General features: G+C 68.9%; 18 protein-coding genes and 1 pseudogene. 2 read left to right on the plus strand and 17 right to left on the minus strand.

Annotated features, from left to right (window positions below; translation table 11 throughout):
* Nucleotides 1-10: 10 nt before the first annotated feature.
* The 8 genes from era to rpoE all read right to left on the minus strand — a co-directional run bounded on the left by era (nucleotide 11) and on the right by rpoE (nucleotide 8,209).
* A complete protein-coding gene (gene era / locus ACF3M1_RS10320) occupies nucleotides 11-916 on the minus strand; it encodes a GTPase Era (protein ID WP_394000359.1) in 906 nt (301 codons plus the stop codon).
* A 65-nt stretch (nucleotides 917-981) separates the two neighbouring features.
* A complete protein-coding gene (rnc, locus tag ACF3M1_RS10325) occupies nucleotides 982-1,665 on the minus strand; it encodes a ribonuclease III (RefSeq protein WP_394000361.1) in 684 nt (227 codons plus the stop codon).
* On the minus strand, nucleotides 1,649-2,029 hold the full coding sequence (locus ACF3M1_RS10330; RefSeq protein ID WP_394000363.1) for a DUF4845 domain-containing protein: 381 nt from the start codon (nucleotides 2,027-2,029) through the stop codon (nucleotides 1,649-1,651). The genes rnc and ACF3M1_RS10330 overlap by 17 nt, the downstream gene beginning before the upstream one ends.
* A 33-nt stretch (nucleotides 2,030-2,062) precedes the next feature.
* Nucleotides 2,063-2,857 carry a signal peptidase I gene (gene lepB, locus ACF3M1_RS10335; RefSeq protein ID WP_394000365.1) on the minus strand — a complete coding sequence of 265 codons (795 nt, stop codon included), beginning with the start codon at nucleotides 2,855-2,857 and terminating at the stop codon, nucleotides 2,063-2,065.
* A 167-nt stretch (nucleotides 2,858-3,024) separates the two neighbouring features.
* Nucleotides 3,025-4,821 (minus strand): translation elongation factor 4, encoded by a 1,797-nt coding sequence (gene lepA / locus ACF3M1_RS10340; protein WP_394005236.1) that lies wholly within the window; start codon nucleotides 4,819-4,821, stop codon nucleotides 3,025-3,027.
* A 189-nt stretch (nucleotides 4,822-5,010) separates the two neighbouring features.
* Nucleotides 5,011-6,561: a Do family serine endopeptidase gene (locus ACF3M1_RS10345; protein WP_394005237.1), complete on the minus strand. Its 1,551-nt coding sequence runs from the start codon at nucleotides 6,559-6,561 to the stop codon at nucleotides 5,011-5,013.
* A gap of 104 nt (nucleotides 6,562-6,665) precedes the next feature.
* A complete protein-coding gene (locus ACF3M1_RS10350) occupies nucleotides 6,666-7,586 on the minus strand; it encodes a sigma-E factor negative regulatory protein (protein WP_394000367.1) in 921 nt (306 codons plus the stop codon).
* Nucleotides 7,583-8,209: an RNA polymerase sigma factor RpoE gene (rpoE, locus tag ACF3M1_RS10355; protein WP_394000369.1), complete on the minus strand. Its 627-nt coding sequence runs from the start codon at nucleotides 8,207-8,209 to the stop codon at nucleotides 7,583-7,585. Before rpoE ends, ACF3M1_RS10350 begins: the two co-directional genes overlap by 4 nt.
* A 261-nt stretch (nucleotides 8,210-8,470) precedes the next feature.
* On the opposite strand from rpoE, the gene ACF3M1_RS10360 reads away from it, so the two are divergent.
* The gene (locus tag ACF3M1_RS10360; RefSeq protein ID WP_394000371.1) at nucleotides 8,471-10,552 is read left to right on the plus strand and encodes a 3-hydroxyacyl-CoA dehydrogenase NAD-binding domain-containing protein; all 2,082 of its coding nucleotides are present in this window, start codon (nucleotides 8,471-8,473) and stop codon (nucleotides 10,550-10,552) included.
* A gap of 104 nt (nucleotides 10,553-10,656) precedes the next feature.
* Here ACF3M1_RS10360 and ACF3M1_RS10365 read toward each other — a convergent pair whose 3' ends face one another.
* Nucleotides 10,657-11,238 carry a TetR/AcrR family transcriptional regulator gene (locus tag ACF3M1_RS10365; protein ID WP_394000373.1) on the minus strand — a complete coding sequence of 194 codons (582 nt, stop codon included), beginning with the start codon at nucleotides 11,236-11,238 and terminating at the stop codon, nucleotides 10,657-10,659.
* An 85-nt stretch (nucleotides 11,239-11,323) separates the two neighbouring features.
* Here ACF3M1_RS10365 and ACF3M1_RS10370 point away from each other — a divergent pair, with 85 nt between their 5' ends.
* Nucleotides 11,324-11,587, plus strand: coding sequence for a hypothetical protein (locus tag ACF3M1_RS10370; protein ID WP_394000375.1), 264 nt, complete (start codon nucleotides 11,324-11,326; stop codon nucleotides 11,585-11,587).
* 33 nt (nucleotides 11,588-11,620) lie between these two features.
* Here ACF3M1_RS10370 and ACF3M1_RS10375 read toward each other — a convergent pair whose 3' ends face one another.
* From ACF3M1_RS10375 to gyrA, 8 genes and pseudogenes are all read right to left on the minus strand, one after another.
* Nucleotides 11,621-11,980, minus strand: a complete 360-nt coding sequence (locus ACF3M1_RS10375; protein WP_096208665.1) for a PilZ domain-containing protein — start codon at nucleotides 11,978-11,980, stop codon at nucleotides 11,621-11,623.
* A gap of 23 nt (nucleotides 11,981-12,003) precedes the next feature.
* Entirely contained in the window at nucleotides 12,004-12,927 is a 924-nt protein-coding gene (locus ACF3M1_RS10380) for a DNA polymerase III subunit delta' (RefSeq protein ID WP_394000378.1), read from the minus strand.
* A gap of 8 nt (nucleotides 12,928-12,935) precedes the next feature.
* Nucleotides 12,936-13,574 (minus strand): dTMP kinase, encoded by a 639-nt coding sequence (gene tmk, locus ACF3M1_RS10385; RefSeq protein WP_394000380.1) that lies wholly within the window; start codon nucleotides 13,572-13,574, stop codon nucleotides 12,936-12,938.
* A 128-nt stretch (nucleotides 13,575-13,702) separates the two neighbouring features.
* Nucleotides 13,703-14,743 (minus strand): annotated as a pseudogene (gene mltG, locus ACF3M1_RS10390) (endolytic transglycosylase MltG); the annotation flags it as partial.
* Nucleotides 14,744-14,836: 93 nt separating this feature from the next.
* Complete coding sequence (locus ACF3M1_RS10395) at nucleotides 14,837-16,198, minus strand: aminodeoxychorismate synthase component I (protein ID WP_394000382.1); 1,362 nt, start codon at nucleotides 16,196-16,198, stop codon at nucleotides 14,837-14,839.
* Nucleotides 16,192-16,674 carry a hypothetical protein gene (locus ACF3M1_RS10400; protein ID WP_394000384.1) on the minus strand — a complete coding sequence of 161 codons (483 nt, stop codon included), beginning with the start codon at nucleotides 16,672-16,674 and terminating at the stop codon, nucleotides 16,192-16,194. Before ACF3M1_RS10400 ends, ACF3M1_RS10395 begins: the two co-directional genes overlap by 7 nt.
* Before the next feature lie 9 nt (nucleotides 16,675-16,683).
* The gene (locus tag ACF3M1_RS10405; RefSeq protein WP_394000386.1) at nucleotides 16,684-18,579 is read right to left on the minus strand and encodes an ATP-binding cassette domain-containing protein; all 1,896 of its coding nucleotides are present in this window, start codon (nucleotides 18,577-18,579) and stop codon (nucleotides 16,684-16,686) included.
* Nucleotides 18,580-18,887: 308 nt separating this feature from the next.
* Entirely contained in the window at nucleotides 18,888-21,605 is a 2,718-nt protein-coding gene (gyrA, locus tag ACF3M1_RS10410) for a DNA gyrase subunit A (protein WP_394000388.1), read from the minus strand.
* Between the last annotated feature and the right edge of the window lie 406 nt (nucleotides 21,606-22,011).

Genomic DNA, 22,011 nt, shown 5'->3' on the forward strand with positions numbered 1-22,011 from the left:
CCCGGGCCCCTCAGTCGCCGTAGCCGAGCGCCTTGAGCGCGGCTTCGTCGTCCGACCAACCCTCACGCACGCGCACCCAGGTCTCGAGGAACACCTTGGCTTCGAACAGCCGTTCCATGCCCAGCCGGGCCTTGGTGCTGATCTCCTTGAGCCGGCTGCCGGCCTTGCCGATGACGATGGCCTTCTGCCCCTCGCGCTCGACCCAGATCACCGCGCCGATCCGCAGCATTGCGCCGTCGACGGTGAAGCTCTCGATCTCGACAGTGGTCGCATACGGCAGCTCGTTGCCGAGCTGGCGCATCAGCTGCTCACGCACCAGCTCACCGGCCAGGAAGCGCTGGCTCTTGTCGGTGATCTCGTCCTCGCCGTACAGCGCGTCCTGCGCGGGCACCAGCGGCAGCACGGTCGAGACCAGTTGCTCCAGGCCCTTGCGCTTGAGCGCCGACAGCGGCACCACACCGGCGAAGTCGCGGCCTTCGGTGACCGTCTGCAGATACGGCAGCAGCGCGGTCTTGTCCTTGATCCGGTCGACCTGGTTGACCACCAGCACCACCGGCACGCCCGCATCGCGCAGGGCCTCGAACGCCAGGGTGTCTTCCTCGTCCCAGCGCCCGGCCACGACCACCAGCAGGGCCGCGTCCACGCCCTCGAGTGCACCGCGTGCCGCACGGTTCATGATCCGGTTCATCGCGCGCTTCTGCTCGCGGTGGATGCCGGGTGTGTCGACCAGCAACAGCTGGCCCTCGGGAAACGTCGCGATGCCGAGCAGGCGGTGGCGCGTGGTCTGCGGCCGGTTCGAAACGATGCTGACCTTGGCGCCGACGAGCGCGTTGACCAGCGTGGATTTGCCGACGTTCGGTCGGCCGATGACGGCGACGAAGCCGGCGTGGTGGGGCGTGGCGGAAGATTCGGTCATGGCGGCATTCTACGGAAATGCCGCCCCGCCCGACGCTGGCGGCACCGGCGACCCGCGCCCGCCGCTCAGGCAGCGACGTCGAGCAGGCCGATGACCGCCTCGGCCGCCTGCTGTTCCGCGGCCCGGCGCGAGCTGCCCTGCCCCTCGGCGGCGACACCGGCCTCGGCCAGGCTGCAGCGCACCAGGAAGATCTTCGCGTGCTCCTCGCCGGTCTCGGCAAGCAGTTCGTACTGTGGCAGCGGCTGCTGTCGCGCCTGCAGCCATTCCTGCAGGCGGGTCTTGGCGTCCTTGGCCACCCGGCCACTGGACAGCGCGACGATCGGACGCTCGAACAGCGGCAGAATCACCCGCCGGCAGGTATCGAGATCGGAATCGAGATACACCGCCGCGATCACCGCCTCGAGCGCATCGGACAGGATCGAGTCCCGGCGATGTCCGCCGGATTTCATTTCGCCGGGGCCCATCACCAGCCGGGCCCCGAGATCGAGCTCGCGGGCGATCGCGGCCAGCGACGATTCGCGCACCAGCTCGGCACGTGCGCGGGTCAGCGTGCCTTCGTCGGCCGTCGGCCAGCGGCCGTACAGCGCCTCGGCGATCAGCGCCCCGAGGATCGCGTCGCCGAGGAATTCCAGACGCTCGTTGTGCGGCGCGCCGGCGCTGCGATGCGTCAGCGCCTGCACCAGCAGGGCGGGATCGCGGAACGTATGCGCCGCGAACCGCCCCTGCTGCCGGTCAAACGCCGTCGCCACCGCGGGTCAGCGTCTGCGTGGCGTGGAACTTGCCCACGACGTCGAGGTTGCCGATCAGCGGCCGGCGCACCTCGTACTGCACGTCCATCTGCCAGCCGTTGTCGGCACGGCGGATCTTGACGTTCTGCGGCTTCACGTTCTCCGAGTAGCTGATGTACAGCCGACGGAAGAACAGGTCCTGGATACGCGCCGGATCCGAGGCCGCGACGCCGGATTCGTTGGCAAGCCCCTTGAGGGCCGCCTTGACGCTGTAGTACTCGGAGTACATCGGAAACAGCTTCATGCCGATGTAGGCGAAGAAGCCGACCACTGCCAGCACGATGATGAAGCCCAGCAGGGTGATGCCGCGTTGCGTGCGTTTCATTTGGGACGTCCCCTCGATGTCCAGCCCCGTTGCTCAGCGGATCGGTTGACCGATCCGTCCCCAGTCGACCCAGCCGGGCGCGGCACTGTCGACGTTCATCCAGATCAGGAACGCCTTGCCACGCAGCTGGGTCTCGGGAAGCGTACCCCAGAAGCGGCCGTCGTCGCTGCGGTCACGGTTGTCGCCCATGACGAAATAGTGGCCCTGCGGCACATGGAACGTCCCCTCGCCCAGATGGAAGGGCGCGGCCTGGTCGATGTGCAGCACCTCGTGGCGCCGGTCCGGCATCTGCTCGGCGTACAGCGACGCACCGGTCATCTCCGCGCCGCGGCCCACACCCTCGTAGGTGCCCAGGCGCTCGTAGCCGAACGGCGTGCCGTTGACCAGTACCTGGTTGTCACGGAACTCCACGGTATCGCCCGGCAGACCGATGACGCGCTTGATCCAGTCCTGGTCGGGGTGCTGCGGCGGGCGGAACACCACCACGTCACCACGCGCGGGCTCACCGATATCGATGATCTTCTTGTTGGTGATCGGCAGCCGGATACCGTAGCTGAACTTGTTGACCAGGATGAAATCGCCGATCAGCAGCGTCGGCATCATCGAACTGGAGGGAATGCGGAACGGCTCCGAGACGAAGCTGCGCAGGATCAGCACGACGAACAAGACCGGGAAGAACGCCTTGGAGTAGTCGACCAGGACCGGCTCCTTGGCTTCGATCAGGCCGCCGCGGCGCGCGCGCCCCTTGGCCAGCACCAGCTTGTCCAGCAACCAGATGACGCCGGTCAGCAGCGTCAGCACGACCAGCGCGGTCTCGAACCATTTCATGCGGAAACCTCAGGAGCCGTGATTGGTGATGGGTGATTCGTGCTTGGAAGAACCAGTAGTCCTCCAGCGTCACGCCCAAGAATAAACATGCATCTGCCCACGAACTTTACCGGTTGCGGCGCTCGCCGCTCTTTCGAATCACCAATCACGCATCACCAATCACGTCCTTACGACTCACGGCTCGTGCTCAGCACCGCCAGGAAGGCCTCCTGCGGAATCTCCACACGGCCGACCTGCTTCATCCGCTTCTTGCCTTCCTTCTGCTTCTCGAGAAGCTTCTTCTTGCGCGAGATGTCGCCGCCGTAGCACTTGGCCAGCACGTTCTTGCGCAGCGCCTTGACCGTCGTGCGCGCGATCACCTGCGCACCGATCGCCGCCTGGATCGCCACGTCGAACTGCTGGCGCGGAATCAGTTCCTTCATCTTCTCGGTCAGCTCGCGGCCACGGCGATCAGCGTGCGTGCGGTGCACGATCAGCGACAGCGCGTCCACCTTGTCGCCGTTGATCAGCGTGTCCACGCGCACGAACGGACCCGCCTGGAATCGCAGGAACTGGTAGTCGAGCGAGGCGTAGCCGCGGCTGACCGATTTGAGTTTGTCGAAGAAATCCAGCACCACCTCGGCCATCGGCAGCTCGTAGCTGATCTGCACCTGGCTGGCCATGTACTGGATGCCGATCTGCATGCCGCGCTTGTCCTCGCACAGCTTGATGATCGCGCCGATGTAGGCCTCGGGGGTGAGGATGTTCGCGCGGATGATCGGCTCGCGCACTTCCTCGATCAGGTTCGCCTGCGGCAGCTTGGCCGGATTGTCGAGCGGCATCACCTCGCCGTCGGTCTTGAGCACCTCGTAGATCACCGTCGGCGCGGTGCTGATCAGGTCGAGGTCGTACTCGCGCTCAAGGCGCTCCTGCACGATCTCCATGTGCAGCATGCCGAGGAAGCCGCAGCGGAAGCCGAAGCCCATCGCTTCCGAGCTCTCGGGCTCGAAACGCAGTGCGGCATCGTTGAGGCGCAGCTTGTCGAGTGCTTCGCGCAGATCCGGATAGTCCTCGGCGTTGACCGGGAACAGACCGGCGAACACGCGCGGCTGCATCTCCTGGAAACCGGGCAACGGCTTGTCGGCCGGCTTGGCCGCCAGGGTCAGCGTGTCACCGACCGGCGCGCCGTGCACGTCCTTGATCGATGCGGTGATCCAGCCCACTTCGCCTGCCCGCAGGGCCGGCAGTTCCTTGCGCTTGGGCGTGAACACGCCGACCTTGTCGACGTCGTGCGTACGCCCGGTCGACATCACCAGGATCTTGGTCTTGGGCGTGATCTCGCCCTGCATCACGCGCACCAGCGACACCACGCCGAGGTAGTTGTCGAACCACGAGTCGATGATCAGCGCCTGCAGGCGATCGGTATCGCGCGGCTTCGGCGGCGGAATCCGGTGCACGATCGCCTCGAGCACCTCTTCGACGTTGAGGCCGGTCTTGGCACTCACCGCGACCGCGTCCTCCGCGTCGATGCCGATCACCGCTTCGATTTCGGCCTTGGCCTTCTCGATGTCGGCCGTCGGCAGGTCGATCTTGTTGAGCACCGGGATCACTTCCAGGCCCTGCTCGACCGCGGTATAGCAGTTGGCGACCGACTGCGCTTCCACGCCCTGAGCGGCATCGACGACCAGCAGCGCGCCTTCACACGCGGCCAGCGAACGGCTGACCTCGTAGGAGAAGTCGACGTGACCGGGGGTGTCGATGAAGTTCAGATGGTAGGTCTGTCCATCGCGCGCGGTGTACGGCAGCGACACGGACTGCGCCTTGATCGTGATGCCGCGCTCGCGCTCGATCGGATTCGAGTCGAGCACCTGCGCCTCCATCTCGCGGGCCTGGAGCCCGCCGCAAAGCTGGATGATGCGATCGGCGAGCGTCGACTTGCCGTGGTCGACGTGGGCGATGATGGAGAAGTTGCGGATGTACCGCATCGGATCGTGGGTCATTGGGCGGCGGCCGAGCCGTCGTCGAAAAGATAACGGGCGATTATCGCATAGCGCCCCGCCGCGGCGGACACCGGCCGCACCAGTGCCGGGCCCGGCCTTCGCAGACCACGACGGCCCGCGAAGGCGATGCCGTCGCGGGCCGTCGAAGGCTGTGCCGGCGTAGGGAGCGCAGGCTCAGCGCTCGCCCGCCTCGGGCACGGTGACCGCCCGGTACTGGGTCGCGCCGCCGCGGCCGCGCACCAGCAGCATGACCGTGTCGCCCGGCTTGACGTCACGCAGTGCCCGGTCCAACGCGGCCGCACTGCCGACCGGCGTGCGACCGACGCGCAGGATCACGTCGCCCTGGGTGATGCCGGCAGACGCGGCGGGGCCGCGACCGGCATTGCCGACCAGCACGCCTTCGTCGCCGGCGATGCCGAACTGCCGACGCTGCGCGGCGTCCAGATCACGGCCGACGAGTCCGAGCGCGTTCGCGGCGCTGTCGGGTGCGCTGGCCTGGGGCCGCGTGGTCCCGGTCGATGCGGTGCTGCCCGAGTCGAGCGCGCTCAGGGTGACGTCGTAATCGCGGGTACGCCCTTCGCGGAACACCTGCAGCTTGATCCGGGTGCCCGGCGCCTTGCCGCCGACGAGCGGCGGCAGCTCGCTCGAGCTGTTGATCTGGGTGCCGTCCACGGTGCGGATCACGTCGCCGGGCTCGATGCCTGCACGCTGCGCGGGGCTGCCCGGCAGCACTTCCTGGACCAGCGCGCCACGGGTATCGGGCAGGCCGAAACCGGCGACGGCTTCCGGGGTCACGTTCGAGACCTGCACGCCCAGCGAACCGCGCTGCACGCTGCCGGTCTTCTTGATCTGCTCCGCGACGTTCGCCGCCAGGTCGATCGGAATCGCGAAGCTCACGCCCATGTAGCCGCCGGAGTTGCTGAAGATCTGCGAGTTGATGCCGATCACCTCGCCGGACACGTTCAGCAGCGGGCCGCCCGAGTTGCCGCGATTGATCGGCACGTCGGTCTGGATGAAGGGCACGTAGCGCTGATTGGCGTACTGGTTGGAACGCTGCACCGCGCTGACGATGCCGGCAGTGACCGATTGTTCGAAACCGAACGGCGAGCCGATCGCGACCGCCCACTGGCCGGGCTTGACCGCACCCGAATCGCCATAACGCAGCATCGGCAGGCCACTGGCCTCGATCTTGAGCACGGCGACATCGGATTCGGCGTCGCTGCCGACGACCGTCGCGGCGAACTCGCGGCGGTCCGACAAGCGCACCTTGACCTCGTCGGCGCCATCGATGACATGGTGATTGGTCAGCAGATAGCCGTCGGCGGAAATGATGAAGCCGGTGCCCATGCCCATGCCGCGCGGCGCGCTGTCCGGTGCGCCCTGGCCGCCCGGCCCGCCCGGCCCGCCCGGAAATTCGAAGCCCGGGCCGAAGAAGCGGCGGAAGATTTCGGGAATCTGCGCGTCGTCGGGCATCTGCTGGCCGCGGCCCTGACGTGCGCCCATCGTCGTCTCGATGCTGACCACGGCCGGCCCCACACGCTCGACCAGCCGGGTGAAGTCGGGCAAGCCGCTGACCAGCGGTGCCTGCGGCGTCGACGACACCGTGGTCGCACTGTCGGCCTGCGTGGCCTGCGCCGACTGCGCGGTGGCGGCCGGCAACACGAACGCGGTGGTCGCCGCGGACAGGACCGCAACGAGGGACACCGCGAGCAGGGATTTCTTCATCGACGTCATGGGCAGCACTCGAAAGTCAGGAAACGATCTGGATCAGGGACGGCTCGCCGGAGATGCGATCAGCAAACGCTGAAGGACCGGTATGCGTGCGGCGGTCAGGGCAGCGCGCGCGCCGGCGTGCGTGCGGCCGTGTCGGCCGGATCGACGGGGAACCTCGGCAGCACCGCACTGCCCGACGCACGCTCGCCCCAGGACGGTTCCGGGAACGTCTCGCCGTAGCGGACGGAGAAGCTGCTGTCGGCCGACAGCATCGACGCCCGCGGCCACGGCCGGGCGACGACGCCCGCGTCCGGCAGACCCGACGTCGGCGCCGCTGCCCGCATCGCGGCCGCGTCGACAAGCACGGACGCGCCAGACGGCGTCTGCGGAGCCGCCGTGACGGCGACGCGCGCCGATGCGTCCGAGCGCGCGCGCTGCACCCGCGTATTCGATTCGCGCGTCGAACGATCGCCATTCGCACGGCGCGGCAATTCCGCCGCCGCCAGAGCCGCGCCCGCAATCGCGAGGCCCGCTTCGGGCGTCACCGCGGTCAGGGCGCTGGCATCGGCGGTCGCATCCGACACGGGCGTCTCCGCTCCCGCCACGGCAAGCGCAGGGGCCGGACGCGCATCGCCGTCGTCTTCGAACGTGCCGGGGCGCCCGACGAACAGGGCGACCAGGGCGACCGAGGCCGCCAGTGCCGCGCCTCCACCCCACTGCAGCAGCCGCGGGCGTCGTGCAGGCGCCGCGGACGCCACGACCACGCCGTCCTCGGCGATCCCGCGGGCGATGCGATCGGCGAAGTCGGCCGGCAGCAGCGACACCTGCCGTCCGCGCAGCACGTCGCCACAGACCTGCCAGCGCTCGAAGCAGTTGGACAATTCACCGTCGTGCTGCAACCGGCGACGCAGGAACCGCGCCTGGTCCTGCGGCAGCTCGCCGTCGAGCATCGCCGACAGCTGCTGGCGGTGGTACAGCTCGAGCTTGTCCGGGTCGGGGCCGAGCTGAAGGGTATCGATGTCGTCGGCAGGGCTCATCGGGTCACGCGCTCCACAAGTCGTTCGTTGTCCATCAGGGGCCTGAGTTCTCGGTCGATCGCATCGCGTGCGCGGAAGATCCGCGAACGCACGGTGCCGATCGGGCAGCCCATGCGCTCGGCGATTTCCTCGTAGCTGAGGCCGTCGACCTCGCGGAGATTGATCGCCACGCGCAATTCCTCGGGCAAGGCTTCGACCGCGCGGACCACCGTTTGTTCCAGCTGCTGGCGCATCAGTTCACGCTCGGGCGTATCGCTGTCGCGCAGACGGATGCCGCTGTCGAACTGCTCGGCATCCTCGATGTCGATGTCGTCGATCGGCGGCCGGCGGTTGTGCGCGACCAGGTGGTTCTTCGCGGTATTGACCGCGATGCGGTGCAACCAGGTGTAGAACTGCGCATCGCCGCGGAAGTTGCCGATCGCCCGGTACGCCCGGATGAAGGTTTCCTGCGCGACGTCCTGCACTTCGCTCCAGTCCGACACGTAGCGCCCGATCAGCGCGGCGATGCGGTGCTGATACTTGCGTACGAGCAGATCGAATGCCGCGATGTCGCCGCGCTGCACGCGTCTGACCAGTTCCTCGTCCAGAGTCAGGCACTCCTGGCTGTCGTGTTCCTCGGCCATCGAGCCGGATCTCCTTCAGGGGCCCGGCCTGGCACGGGCGTTAAGACAGGCGTGTCGCGCGAAAAGTTCCGTCACGACCGGTATGGCATCGTGCGCCACGCCGTGATGCATTCCTTGGGGCGTTGTCTGCGTCCTGCAAGCAGGACCTCCGGCACGTGCCGGACGCCGGCTTCAAACAGCGCTTTGAAGCACTGATTTGACGGCGCAGAAGCAACCTCGGGATCATAGGCGGATTCCCCATACCCTAACGGATGGTGCCGTATGTTCGCAGGCCTCGACGGTCTCCGCTTCAGTCACTGGCAAGCCGAACCGCGCGAGGACGGCGTGCTGGTGCTGTCGTTCGATCGCGCCGGCGAATCGGTCAACACCTTCGCGCAGGACGTGCTGATCGAACTCGATGCGCTGCTCGAACGCCTCGCGCTAGACCCACCGGCGGCGCTGGTGATCCGCTCGGCGAAGGAGAAAGGCTTCATCGCCGGCGCCGACATCCGCGAGTTCCAGGCGTTCGACGCCAAGGGCACGATCGGCGATTCGATCCGTCGCGGGCAGATGGCGTTCCAGCGTCTGGCCGAACTGCCCTGCCCGACCGTCGCCGCGATCCATGGGTTCTGCATGGGCGGCGGCACGGAAATCGCGCTCGCCTGTGATTACCGGGTGGCGAGCAGCGATCCGTCGACGAAGATCGGGCTGCCCGAAGTCAAACTCGGCATCTATCCCGGCTGGGGCGGCAGCGTCCGCCTGCCGCGTCTGGTCGGTGCTCCGGCCGCGTTCGACATGATGCTCACCGGCCGCGCCCTGTCGGCCAAGGCCGCGCGCGGCATCGGCCTGGTGGACAAGGTCGTCGAGCCGGCGCTGGTGCTCGACACCGCGATCGCGCTTGCGCGCCGTGGCACCACGCGTCCGTTCAAGCAGCGCGCCCTCGCCTGGGCCACCAACAGCTGGCCGGTGCGTCAGGCGCTTGCGCCGGTGCTGCTCAAGCAGGTCGCCCGCAAGGCGAAGAAGGCGCATTACCCCGCGCCCTACGCGATGGTCGAGACCTGGAAGCGCGCGTCCGGCGATACCCGTGCGCTGCTGGCGGCGGAGCGCAAGTCGGTCGTCAAACTGGCGGGCACTCCCACCGCGCGCAACCTGACCCGGGTCTACTTCCTGATGGAACGGCTCAAGGGCCTCGGCGGGAAATCCGCGGCGCAGCTCGCGCCCATCCAGCGTGTGCACGTGGTCGGCGCCGGCGTGATGGGCGGCGACATCGCGGCCTGGGCCGCCTACAAGGGGCTCGACGTCACCCTGCAGGATCGCGAGCAGACCTTCATCGACAAGGCCCAGGCACGTGCCGCGACCCTGTTCGAGAAAAAGGTCAAGGACGAGGCCAAGCGCCCGGCCGTGGCGGCGCGCCTGCGCTCGGATCTGGCCGGTGACGGCGTCGCCGACGCGGATCTGGTGATCGAGGCGATCGTCGAGCGCGCGGATGCGAAGCGCGAGCTCTACGCCACGATCGAACCGCGGCTCAAGCCCGACGCGTTGTTGACCACCAACACCTCGTCGATTCCGCTCGACGAGCTGCGCGCGCACGTGCAGCGTCCGGCCCAGTTCGCCGGCCTGCACTACTTCAATCCGGTGGCCTCGATGCCGCTGGTGGAGATCGTCCATCACGACGGCGTCTCCGACGACACCGCACGCCGGCTCGCGGCGTTCTGCAAGGCCATCGACAAGCTGCCGGTGCCGGTCGCCGGCACGCCGGGCTTCCTGGTCAACCGCCTGCTGTTTCCCTACATGCTCGAAGCCGCCACCGCTTACGCCGAAGGCATTCCCGGCGCGGTGATCGATCGTGCCGCGGTCAACTTCGGCATGCCGATGGGGCCGATCGAGCTGATCGACACCGTCGGCCTGGACATCGCGTCCGGCGTCGGCCAGGAACTCGCACCCTTCCTGGGCCTGCAGATTCCGGCCTCGCTGGCGAAGCCGCCCGAGGCCGGCAAGCGCGGCAAGAAGGACGGCCAGGGCCTGTACACGTGGCAGGACGGCAAGGCCGTCAAGCCCGAGGTGCCGAAGGACTACCGGACGCCGGACGACCTGGAGGACCGGCTGGTCCTGCCGTTGCTCAACGAGGCCGTGGCGGCGCTGCACGATGGCGTGGTCGCCGATGCGGATCTGCTCGACGCCGGCGTGATCTTCGGCACCGGGTTCGCGCCGTTCCGCGGCGGCCCGATCCAGTACATCCGCGATACCGGCGTCGACGTGGTGCTCGAGCGTCTGCGTGCGTTGCAGACGCGTCACGGCGACCGCTTCGCTCCGCGACCGGGCTGGGATGCGCCGGCACTGCGCGCCGACACACAGCCAGCCTGATCCACGCGCGCGGTGCCGGCGGAGCCTCCGGCGCCGCGCGAATGTCGCGTGGGGCACGGGCGTATCGCCCGCGCTTGAATCCGCCGCGCTGACGCGCGCCGGACTCAGGCCTCGCCGGAATGGCGGGCGGCCAAGGCCTTTGCGCGCTCGGCCAGCACTTCGAGCAGCTGTTCGCGCTCGGCTTCGGCAAGATCGAGCATCTCGAACGTATCGCCGAAAAAAAGGCCATCGAGCGCCAGCGTCACCAGCAGCGCATCGATGAATTCCGGACCCAGTGCACGCAGCCGCCCGATGTGCGCACGCGCCTGCTGCCGGGGCAGATCCATCAGATCCGGCGTGTTCACCGCCGCCGCGATGAAGGACTGGGTCACGCCCGGCTCCTTGCGCCGGGACGTCAGCTCCCCGCTCTGCGCGTGCACGAAGGCCTGCAGATAGCCACCGGCATCGGGCGGGAACTGCGTCGCCGCCAGGTCCAGGTCGCGCTGGTGTTCGGCCATGTGGTGTTCGACCACGCCGCGCAGCAGCAGGTCCTTGCTGGCGAAGTGGTACAGCAGGCCACCCTTGCTGACGCCGGCTTCGGCGGCGACCGCGTCGAGCGTGAGATGCGCGGCCCCCACCCGGTCGGCCACGGCGAGCGCGGCATCGAGGATGCGGGCGCGGGCATCGCTGCGGGGCTTGCGGATCATGTCGGGCGCACACGGACGTTGACGATGGACCCGTGATTCTAGACTATACCGTCCAGACGGTTTATTCAGGAACGAGGAGGCAGGCGTGGACGTCGTGCACAACGATTCGGGCCCTCAGGGCATGCGCAACGCGCCCGCGTCGGCGGATGCCTACGCGGCACTGGGCTGGATCGAGGAATTCTCCGAGCTCGCGCGACTGGCGATCGACGAGGAAGACGACGAAGCGCTGCGCCGCCGTTACGAGGACGAGCTGCTGCGACGTGCCGCCTACCTGCGCGCGGCCGGCCTGTTCGACGTCGTCGAGATCCGCCACCCGGCATTGCGGGCGATGCTCGCCGACACGCGCTGAGCGACGCGCCACGATGTGGCGCGTCCAGCCCGCCTACATCGTGTGGGTCGGCTTCTCGGACGTCAGCGTGCCGGCCAGCAGCGTCTCGATGCGCCCCTTGAGTGCATCGCCCTCCGGTGTGTCGGCGAACTGCACGCCGACACCGGCAGTGCGGTTGCCCTGGGCGCCGGCCGGCGTCACCCAGACCACCTTGCCAGCGGTCGGCAGACGGTCGGACGACTCGGGCAGGGTCAGCAACAGGAAGACCTCGTCGCCGAGGAAGTAGCGCTTGGGTGTCGGCACGAAGATGCCGCCGTGCTTGAGGTAGGACATGTACGCGTTGTACAGCGCGGCCTTGTCCTTGACCGCCAACGACAGGATGCCTTGTCGCGCGCCTGCTCCGGTTGCACTCATTGTGTCATTCCCAGCCTGTGAAGTCAGTGGCGCTTGGCGCTGTCGCGCCAGGCCAGCAGCAGTTCGGTGATCGCCAGATCGGCGCGGACCGTCGTCCGGAGCAGATCGCGTGTGCGATTGGCCGCATCGAACCACGCGGCCAGCTTCCCGATTCCCGCCGGATCGGTCAAGCCGGCCGCGCGTGCGAGCGCGAGATCGGCCGCGTGACGCAGGCGCGAGGCCGCGTGCTCGTCGCCGGCCCAGCGCTGTGCAGTGGACACGACCGCGACCTCTCCGCGTGCGATGCCGGCGAGATCCTTCTGCACCTCGCGCCGCAGCTGCAGGCCACCGGTGTCGAGCCATTCGGCGGCCAGACCCGGATGCCCCTGAGCCGCGTCGAGGGCCTCGGCCGCATCGGCCGCGGCGTGCCCGCGCGCGGCCAGCCAGGCGAGCGCCTCATCGCGCGGCGGCAGGCGGAATTCGATCCGCTGACAGCGGCTGCGGATGGTCGCGGGCAGGCGCGCCGGATTCGCGGCAATCAGCCACAGGTGCCGGCCGGGCTGCGGTTCCTCGAGGGTCTTGAGCAGGGCGTTGCAGGCGGCGTTGTTGACCGCATCGGCCGGATCGACGATCGCGACCTGGGCCCGCCCGTACTGCGGCGTCAGCGACAGCTTCTGCGACAGATCGCGGATCTGTTCGATGACGATTTCGCTGCGCAGCTTGCTGCCATCCTTGGTCAGGCCGAACGACACGCGGTGGAAATCCGGATGCGTCCCCGCCGCGATCAGCTGCGCGACCCGGGCATCGGTGTCCGCGCCGAGGATGTGCGCGGCGAGCGCATCGGCGACCGCGCGCTTGCCCAGCAGCGCCGGGCCGCAGAACAGCAGCGCATGGCCGAGACGCTGTGCGTCCAGCGTCTCGCGGGTCCGCACCAGGATGCGCTGCTGCCAGGGCGCGAGTGCGGGCATCGCCCCGCTCATGCCGGCACGCGCAAGGACTGCACCGCGCGCACGGCGTCGGCCGCCACCGCGTCGGCGGCACGTGCGGCATCGATGATGCGCACGCGTGACGGATGCGCGGCGGCGCGCTGCAGGAACCCCGCGCGCACGCGTTCGAAGAACGCGTCCTGCTCGGCCTCGATCCGGTCGGGCACGGCGTCCCGGGCCCGGGCGCGGTCGCGGCCCTGGGCCACGCCGAGATCGAGCAGCAACGTCAGCGCCGGCTCGATACCGACATATCCGTGTTCGAGCGCGGCGATCCGCTCCGGCGCGATGCCACGGCCGCCGCCCTGGTAGGCGTAGCTCGAGTCGGTGAAGCGGTCGCTGATCACCCAGGCGCCGCGTTCGAGCGCGGGCAGCAGCGTCTCGCGCACGTGCTGCACGCGTGCGGCGAACACCAGCAGCAGCTCGGTCTCCGCCGACGCCGGCTCGTGGGCCGGGTCGAGCAGCAGGCCGCGGATGAGCTCGGCCAGCGGGGTGCCGCCGGGTTCGCGCGTGCACACCACTTCGCCGTCGCCCGCGAGCGCGTCGCGCAGCGCGTGCAGCACGGTGCTCTTGCCGGCCCCTTCGCCGCCCTCGATCGTGATGAAGCGCGGATAGGCGCGCAGGCCGCTCATTCCCCGGTCGCCTCCGTACCGGCGCCGATGGCGGCTTCGACCTCGGCCTCGTTCGGCGGCGCGGCCTCGCCGCCCGCGGCGGTATCGGCGGCTGCGCCGGTGCTGGCGTTACCGCCGCCGAACCGGGCGCGATAGCGGCGCACGTAGTCGCGCACGGCGACGTTGTGCTCGGCGTAGGTCCGCGAGAACACATGCCGGCCGCTGCCGTCACCGACCGCGACGAAGTACAGCGTGTCGCCGTCGGCGGGATGCGTCGCCGCCTCGATCGCGGCCTTGCCGGCCATCGCGATCGGCGTCGGTGGCAGACCGTCGCGGGTGTAGGTGTTGTAGGGCGTGTCGGTCTGCAGGTCGCGTCGGCGGATGTTGCCCTCGTAGGCCGTGCCCATGCCGTAGATCACGGTGGGGTCGGTCTGCAGGCGCATGCCCACCTGCAGACGTCGGTTGAACACGCCGGAAATCTGCGGGCGCTCGTCGGCGACGCCGGTTTCCTTCTCGATGATCGAGGCCATGACCAAGGCCTGTTCGCGATCCTTCAGCTCGAGACCGGCCGCGCGCGTCTCCCAGGCATGGTCGAGCGCGGCCTCAAGCGCGGTGTTCGCGCGGCGCAGCAGGTCGATGTCGCGATCGCCGCGCGTGTAAAGATAGGTCTCGGGCAGGAACCGCCCCTCGGGATGCACGCCGTCGTGTCCGAGCGCCGCCATCAGCGCGGCATCGTCCATGTCGGGCAACGTCTGCACCAGCGGCTCGGCCCGCGCCAGTGCGGCGCGCAGCTCCCGGATGTTCCAGCCTTCGACGATGGTGAAGCGATGGTGGATCACCCGGCCATCGCGCATGCGCACCAGCAGCTCACGCGGGGTGACCGACGGGTCGAGCGGATACTCGCCCACCTGGATGCGTGCATCGGCGCCGAGTTGCCGGGCGAGCACGCGCCATTCGAGTTCGTGCCCTTCGACGATGCCGGCCGTGCGCAGCGTACCGAGGACGCGCTGGAACGAATCGCCCCGTTCGACGACGAAGGTCTGTCCGGGCTCGACACCCGCCAGCGGCGCATCGGCGAATCCGGTGTAGCGGTCGTAGAGCAGATACGCAGCGGCGGCGCCCAGCGCCAGCACGCACAGCAGCAGGAGCAGGCCGATGCGGCGGCCTCGGCGTTTCACGGGTTCGGTCATGGGCGGCGGTGGCCGTCTGGGATCGCGACAGGGCCAGCAGGATACCGTGGCGGCCCGGACGCGTCGCGAACACGGCCTCGACGCACGCGTCGATCAGCCATCGACACCCAGCGCACGCAGCGTGCCGCGGGCCTTGGCGCGGGTTTCGTCGAGTTCGCGCTGCGGATCGGAGTCGGCCACGATGCCGGCGCCGGTGCGGAACCGCGCCTCGTGGCCCTCCACCTCGGCGCTGCGGATCAGGATGTTGAGATCCAGGTCGCCATCGCGGTTCAGCCAGCCCATCGCGCCGGTGTAGGCGCCGCGGCCCTGCCCTTCGAGCTCGGCGATGATCTGCATGCAGCGCACCTTGGGACAGCCGGTGATCGTGCCGCCCGGGAACACCGCGGCGATGACCTCGCCCGGGGTCGCGCCGTCGCGCAGGCGACCGCGCACGTTGCTGACGATGTGGTGGACGTGGGCGTAGCTCTCCACGCACATCAGTTCGTCGACCTCGACCGAACCCGGGGTGCAGACGCGCCCGAGGTCGTTGCGCTCCAGATCGACCAGCATCACGTGCTCGGCGCGCTCCTTCGGATGTCCGACCAGCTCGCCGATGCGCGCCGCGTCGTCGTCGCCCTCGAAGCGCGCACGTGTGCCGGCGATGGGACGCGTCTCGACCACGTCGCCGCGGATCGACACCAGCCGTTCCGGCGAGGCACTGGCGACCGCCCAGCCGGCGCCCGCGAACAGGCCGGCGAACGGCGCCGGGTTGTGCTGGCGCAGGCGCGCGTACAGCGCGGCCGGATCGAGCGGCGCATCGAAGTGCGCACGCCAGCCGCGCGAGAGGTTGGCCTGGAACACGTCACCGGCGGCGAGATAGTCCAGCACGCGGCATACGCCGTCGAGAAAGCGCGCGTCGGGGTCCTCGTCGATCGCGGACGGCGGCGTCCATTCGGGAAGCGCGCTGCCGTCTGCATCGGTGGCATCGGTGACATCGGTGAACAGTCGATCGAGCAGCCCTTCGTATCCGGGTTCGGCGACCGCGACGCATTCCCCGGTGCCGTGGTCGCGCAGGATCGCCGCCGGACACCGCCGCGCGACCGCGACCGGAAGTCCACCCGGCGCATCGGGCAGGCGCAGCACCGGCTCCACCTGGCCCGCGAGCTCGTAGCCCAGGAACAGCGCCCAGCCGCCGCGGAACGGCCACCGCGGCGCCGCACGTTCGATCCGCGCCGCGTGCCAGGCGGCGTCGAGCGCATCGAGAAAGTCACCGGCGACGAGGCCTCCATGTGCATCGCGTGTGCACCCGTCGCGTCCGAGCTGCAATTGCGCGCCGTCGGCCGCCAGCAGCAGATCCCAGCGCGCGTGGGCGGTGCCGTGGGCGACCGACTGCAGCAGCAGCGGATAGCGATCCGGTGCGGCGCGATGCAACGCGAGCAGGTCGGTCTCGGCCGGAAGCGGACGGGTGATCAGCACGGAACACGCTCCGGCGGCACGACCTGCCAACCGGCATGCGTCAGCACGCGCTGGCACAGCGCGATGAACGCGTCCGGCGCGAGATCGTTCTTGGCGTCGTTGGTGCGCCAGGCGCAGATGCGGAACCGGCTGGACGCCTCGCTGGCGACCTCGTGATCCACGCTCGGCAGCAATGCGAATCCGCGCCGGTAGAGATGACGTCCTTCTCGTGATTCCTCGTTGCGGTAGCGGCTGATGAGATGCCGGTCGAGCATCTCGCCGGTGTACGCATCGAGGCCGTTCGAATCGACCACCGCCTGGTGGATTGCCACCTTGTAGTGCGCGACCGCGCAGCTGCGCCCACGCGCCCGGTCCCTCCGCACGTGCGCCACCGCCTTCCTCTGAAGCCGGCGGGCATCGGCGGCGGTTTCGACCGCGCCATGCAGCCACGCCGGCATCTCGAACCGGCTGACCGGCCGCAGCGGAAGGTCGTTCATGCGCGCGTCTCAGGCGTCCAGTTCGGTCCAGCGCAGGTAGGCCGCGTCGAGCGCGTCCTGCGTCGTCTGCAGCGATGCGCCGTGCGCCGCGATTGCCGCGGCATCGCGCTGGTAGAACGCCGGGTCGTTCATGGCGGCGGTCAGCGTGGCGATCTCGGTTTCCAGCTGTTCGATCCGCGCCGGCAGCTGTTCGAGCTCGCGCTGGTCCTTGTAGCTGAGTTTGCGCTTCGGCGGCGCAGGCGCGACGTCCACCGCGGCGGCAGGCGCCGTCACGGCGGCGGGCTCGGGCCTACGCATGCCCAGCGTCGCGGCCGGCAGGCCCGTGCCGGGCTCGGCCCGCTGACGCAGCCAGTCCTCGTAACCGCCGATGTACTCGCCGACACGGCCCTCGCCTTCCATCACCAGCGTGGAGGTCACGACGTGGTCGAGGAAGTCGCGGTCGTGGCTGACCAGCAGCAGCGTGCCCGGGTAGTCGGCCAGCAGTTCCTCGAGCAGCTCCAGCGTCTCGACGTCGAGATCGTTGGTGGGTTCGTCCATCACCAGCAGGTTCGACGGCTGCGCGAACAACTTGGCCAGCAGCAGGCGGTTGCGCTCCCCGCCCGAGAGCCGGGTGATCGGCGCGCGCGCACGTTCGGGCGTGAACAGGAAATCCTGCAGATAGCCGATCGCATGCTTGCGCGCGCCGTTGATCTCGACGAAATCCTGGCCCTCGGCGACGTTCTCCAGCGCGTTCCAGTCCTCGCGCAGGGTGGCGCGATACTGGTCGAAATACGCGATCTGGAGCTGGGTACCGCTCTTCACCTCGCCGGCCTGCGGCTGCAGATCACCCAACAGGAGTTTGAGCAGCGTGGTCTTGCCGGTGCCGTTGGCGCCGATCAGGCCGACGCGGTCGCCGCGGAAGATCGTCGTCGAGAAGTCCTCGATCAGGCGGCGCTCGCCGAAGCGGAACGACACGTTCTTCAGCTCGATGACCTTCTTGCCGGACGCGTTCGCTTGCGCGGCCGCCATGCGCACGTTGCCGGTGAGATCACGACGCTGGGCACGTTCGTTGCGCATCGCCTCGAGCCGACGCACGCGGCCCTCGTCGCGGGTGCGCCGGGCCTTGATGCCCTGGCGGATCCACGTCTCCTCCTGTGCCAGCAGCTTGTCGAAACGCGCCTGTTCCTGGGCCTCGGCATTGAGCCGTTCCTCGCGCCGGCGCACGTAGTTGTCCCAGTCTCCGGGCCAGCTGGTCAGCTGGCCGCGGTCGATCTCGACGATGCGGGTAGCGAGCGCACGCAGGAAGCGCCGGTCGTGGGTGACGAAGACGATGGCGCCGGCCCACTGCTTCAGAAACCCTTCGAGCCAGTCGATCGCGGCGATGTCGAGATGGTTGGTCGGCTCGTCGAGCAGCAGGATGTCCGGTGCCGAGACCACCGCGCGCGCCAGCAGCACACGCCGCTTCATGCCGCCCGACAGCGCGGAGAACACCGCGTCGCCATCGAGCTGCAGGCGTTCGAGCACTTCGGTCACGCGCTGTTCGATGCGCCAGCCGTCGAGCGCCTCGATCCGCGCCTGCACGTCGGCCAATGCGTCGAAATCCTCTGCCTGCAGCAGGCGGTGGTACTCGGCCAGCGCGGCGCCGGCCTCGCCCAGTCCTTCGGCGACGACATCGAACACGCTGCCGCCGGCGCCGGCCGGCACCTCCTGCTCGAGCCGCGCGATGCGCACGCCCTGCTCGCGGCGGATCTCGCCGTCGTCGGGCTTCAGCTCGCCGGCGATGAGGCGCATCAGTGTGGATTTTCCGGCGCCGTTGCGGCCGATCAGCGCGACGCGCTCGCCGCGGTCGATCGTCATGGCGACGCCGTGCAGCAGCAGCGGGCCGCCGACGCCGTAATCGACGTCATTCAAGGTCATAAGAGGCATCGGCGAATTCTACCGGCTGGGGTTCGAAGGGGCAGGACGGCCGCGGACAGGCGGCGTCGAAACGAGGCCGCGCAGGCCGCAGTCAAGGCGCGGCGTACACGGCGATCCGGATACACGGATGGGCCGCCGGGAATGACCCGGCATCAGGGCGCCCGCGCCCTGCCCGACCGGCGCTGCGCGCCGCCATGCGCACCGCTGGGCGTCTGTATCGACACCCGCCCAGCGGCCGTACGGACCGCGATGCGCTGCGCTGCCAAGCAGCGGAGCGCAGTCCGCAGCGCACCGCTGACGGTGCGATGCCGGCGCGATCAGGCGTCCGGCGACGGCGTGTCCGCAGTCGGCACCGCATCGACGCCAGGCAGCGGCGTGATGCCGTCGTCGATGACGTCGTCGTCGATCGAGCCGTCGACCCGCTCGATGCCCTGCAGACGCTCGTCCTTGGACAGGCGCATCAGGGTGACGCCCTGTGTATTGCGGCCGACCCGTGCGATCTCGGACGCACGCGTGCGCACCAGGGTGCCGCCATTGGAGATCAGCAGCACTTCGTCGTGGTTGCGCAGCAGCACCGCGCCGACCAGCGGCCCGTTGCGCTCGGTGGTCTGGATGCCGATCACGCCCTGGGTACCGCGTCCCTTGCAGGGATATTCCGACAGCGGCGTGCGCTTGCCGTAGCCGTTCTCGGTGGCGGTCAGGATGTAGGGAATGTCGTCGCCGGCGCCGGTTTCCACGATCACGGCCTCGCCGTTCGCGTCCAGCGCGACGTCCTCGGCCCCGTCGTCCGCAGCATCGTCGTCCACGACCACGCCCGCGCTCTCGGCCACGATCAGGCTCACCACCTGCTCGCCCGCGCGCAACCGGATGCCGCGCACGCCACCGGCGGTGCGGCCCATCGACCGCACGCGGTCTTCGGCGAAGCGCACCGTCTTGCCGTTCGAGGCGAACAGCAACACGTCCTTGTCGCCATCGGTCAACGCCACGCCGATCAGCGCGTCATCTTCGTCGAGGCGGATCGCGATCTTGCCGCGGGCCAGGCGATAGGCGAACTCGGTGAGCGGGGTCTTCTTGACCGTGCCAGCGCGCGTGGCGAAGAACACGTACTGGCCTTCGAGATACTCGCGTACCGGCACGACGGCCTGCACCTTCTCGTCCGCTTCGAGCGGAATCCAGTTGATGATCGGGCGACCGCGGGCATTCGGCCCGGCGTCGGGCAACTGGTGCACGGGCAGCCAGAACACGCGACCGGCGCTGGTGAAGGTCAGCAAGGTGTCGTGGGTGTTGACCAGCCACAGCTGCTCGATGAAATCCTCGTCCTTCGTCGATGCCGCATTGCGGCCGCGGCCACCGCGCTTCTGCGCGCGATACGCACTGACCGGCTGGCGCTTGGCATAGCCCGAATGCGACAGCGTGACCACCACGTCCTCGGGCGCGATCAGGTCGAGGATGTCAAGATCCTCCTCGCTGGCGCGGATCTCGCTGCGGCGCGCGTCGCCGAATTCTTCCTTGACGTTGCGCAGTTCGGTGCGGATGACCTCGAGCAGCACGTCGGGATCCTCGAGGATCTCGATCAGGCCGCGGATGGTCTCCAGCAGCAGCTTGTATTCCTCGGTGAGACGGTCCTGCTCCAGCCCGGTCAGGCGGTGCAGGCGCATTTCCAGGATCTGCTGCGCCTGGGTCTCGGTGAGCTGGTACATGCCCGCGACCAGGCCGACGCCGTCGGGCAGGTCCTCGGGCCGCGAGGCATCCGCGCCCGCCGCGCCGAGCAGCGAGGCCACGAGACCCGGCGCCCAGGTGCGCGCCAGCATGCGCTCGCGTGCCTCGTTGGGGTTCGCCGAGGTCTTGATCAGCTCGATCATCTCGTCGATGTTGGCGAGCGCGACCGTCAGGCCTTCGAGGATGTGCGCGCGTGCACGGGCCTTGCGCAGTTCGAAGATCGTCCGGCGCGTGACCACTTCGCGGCGATGGCGGACGAAGGCCTCGAGGATCTGCTTGAGGTTCAGCAGCTGCGGGCGGCCATCGACCAGCGCCACCATGTTGATGCCGAACACCGACTCCATCTGCGTCTGCGAATAGAGGTTGTTGAGCACCACCTCGGCCGATTCGCCGCGCTTGACCTCGATGTAGATGCGCATGCCGTCCTTGTCGGACTCGTCGCGCAGCTCGCTGATGCCTTCGAGGCGTTTTTCCTTGACCAGCTCGGCGATCTTCTCGATCAGCCGCGCCTTGTTGACCTGGTAGGGAATCTCGGTGACCGCGATCGCCTCGCGACCGTTGTCGGCGACTTCGATCGCGGCGCGCGCGCGCATGCGCACGCGTCCGCGGCCGGTGCGGTAGGCCAGATGGATGCCACCGACGCCGTTGATGATGCCGGCGGTCGGGAAATCGGGGCCCGGGATGTAGTCCATCAGGCCATCGATGTCGATCTCGGGATTGTCGATCAGCGCGATCAGCGCATCGACGACCTCGTTGAGGTTGTGCGGCGGGATATTGGTCGCCATGCCGACCGCGATGCCGGCCGAGCCGTTGACCAGGAGGTTCGGGAAGCGCGTCGGCATCACCGACGGCTCGAGCTCCTTTTCATCGTAATTGGGCTGGAAATCGACCGTTTCCTTGTCGATGTCGGCCATCAGCTCGTGCGTCAGGCGCGCCATGCGCGCCTCGGTGTAACGCATCGCCGCCGCCGAATCGCCGTCGACCGAACCGAAGTTGCCCTGCCCGTCGACCAGCATGTAGCGCAGCGAGAACGGCTGGGCCATGCGCACCAGCGTGTCGTAGACCGACTGGTCGCCGTGCGGGTGGTATTTGCCGATGACGTCGCCGACGATACGCGCCGACTTGAAGTACGGCTTGTTGCTGTGCGCGCCGAGCTCGTTCATCGCGAACAGCACACGGCGGTGGACCGGCTTGAGGCCGTCGCGGACGTCGGGGAGCGCGCGCCCCACGATCACGCTCATCGCGTAATCGAGGTAGCTGCGGCGCATCTCGTCTTCGAGGTTGACGGGGATGATTTCTTTCGCGGAATCGACCATCGAGTGGGCTTGCATCCTGTCTGCGCGGCTCGGTTTCCAGGCACCGGCGGCATCCGCCAGTGCTGCGCGTACCGGCCACGGCGACGCGATCAAAACGACAGGAAATCATAGCACAACGCGCGGTCCCTCCCCAAGGTTTCCGGCGCTAAAACAACCACTTGGCGCATCCAGAAACGGGTCTGCGCCTGTATTCGCGGGTGTCCATCGCCCTGCCGGCCTGAACGCGATGCGCGCGACCCCCCGGCGGGCCCGGACACGCGACGACGGAATCACCGCGCGCGCGGTCTGTCGGCACTCCGAAACCGTGTTGCAGCAAGGGCGCGGGCTGGCCCACATCCGCGATGCGCACCGCACGCGAAACACCGGGCGCCGCGTGGCCGTCCCGCATGGACATCGACGTCGCTGC

It is taken from the genome of Luteimonas sp. WGS1318, assembly GCF_043187535.1.
Classification (GTDB): domain Bacteria; phylum Pseudomonadota; class Gammaproteobacteria; order Xanthomonadales; family Xanthomonadaceae; genus Luteimonas.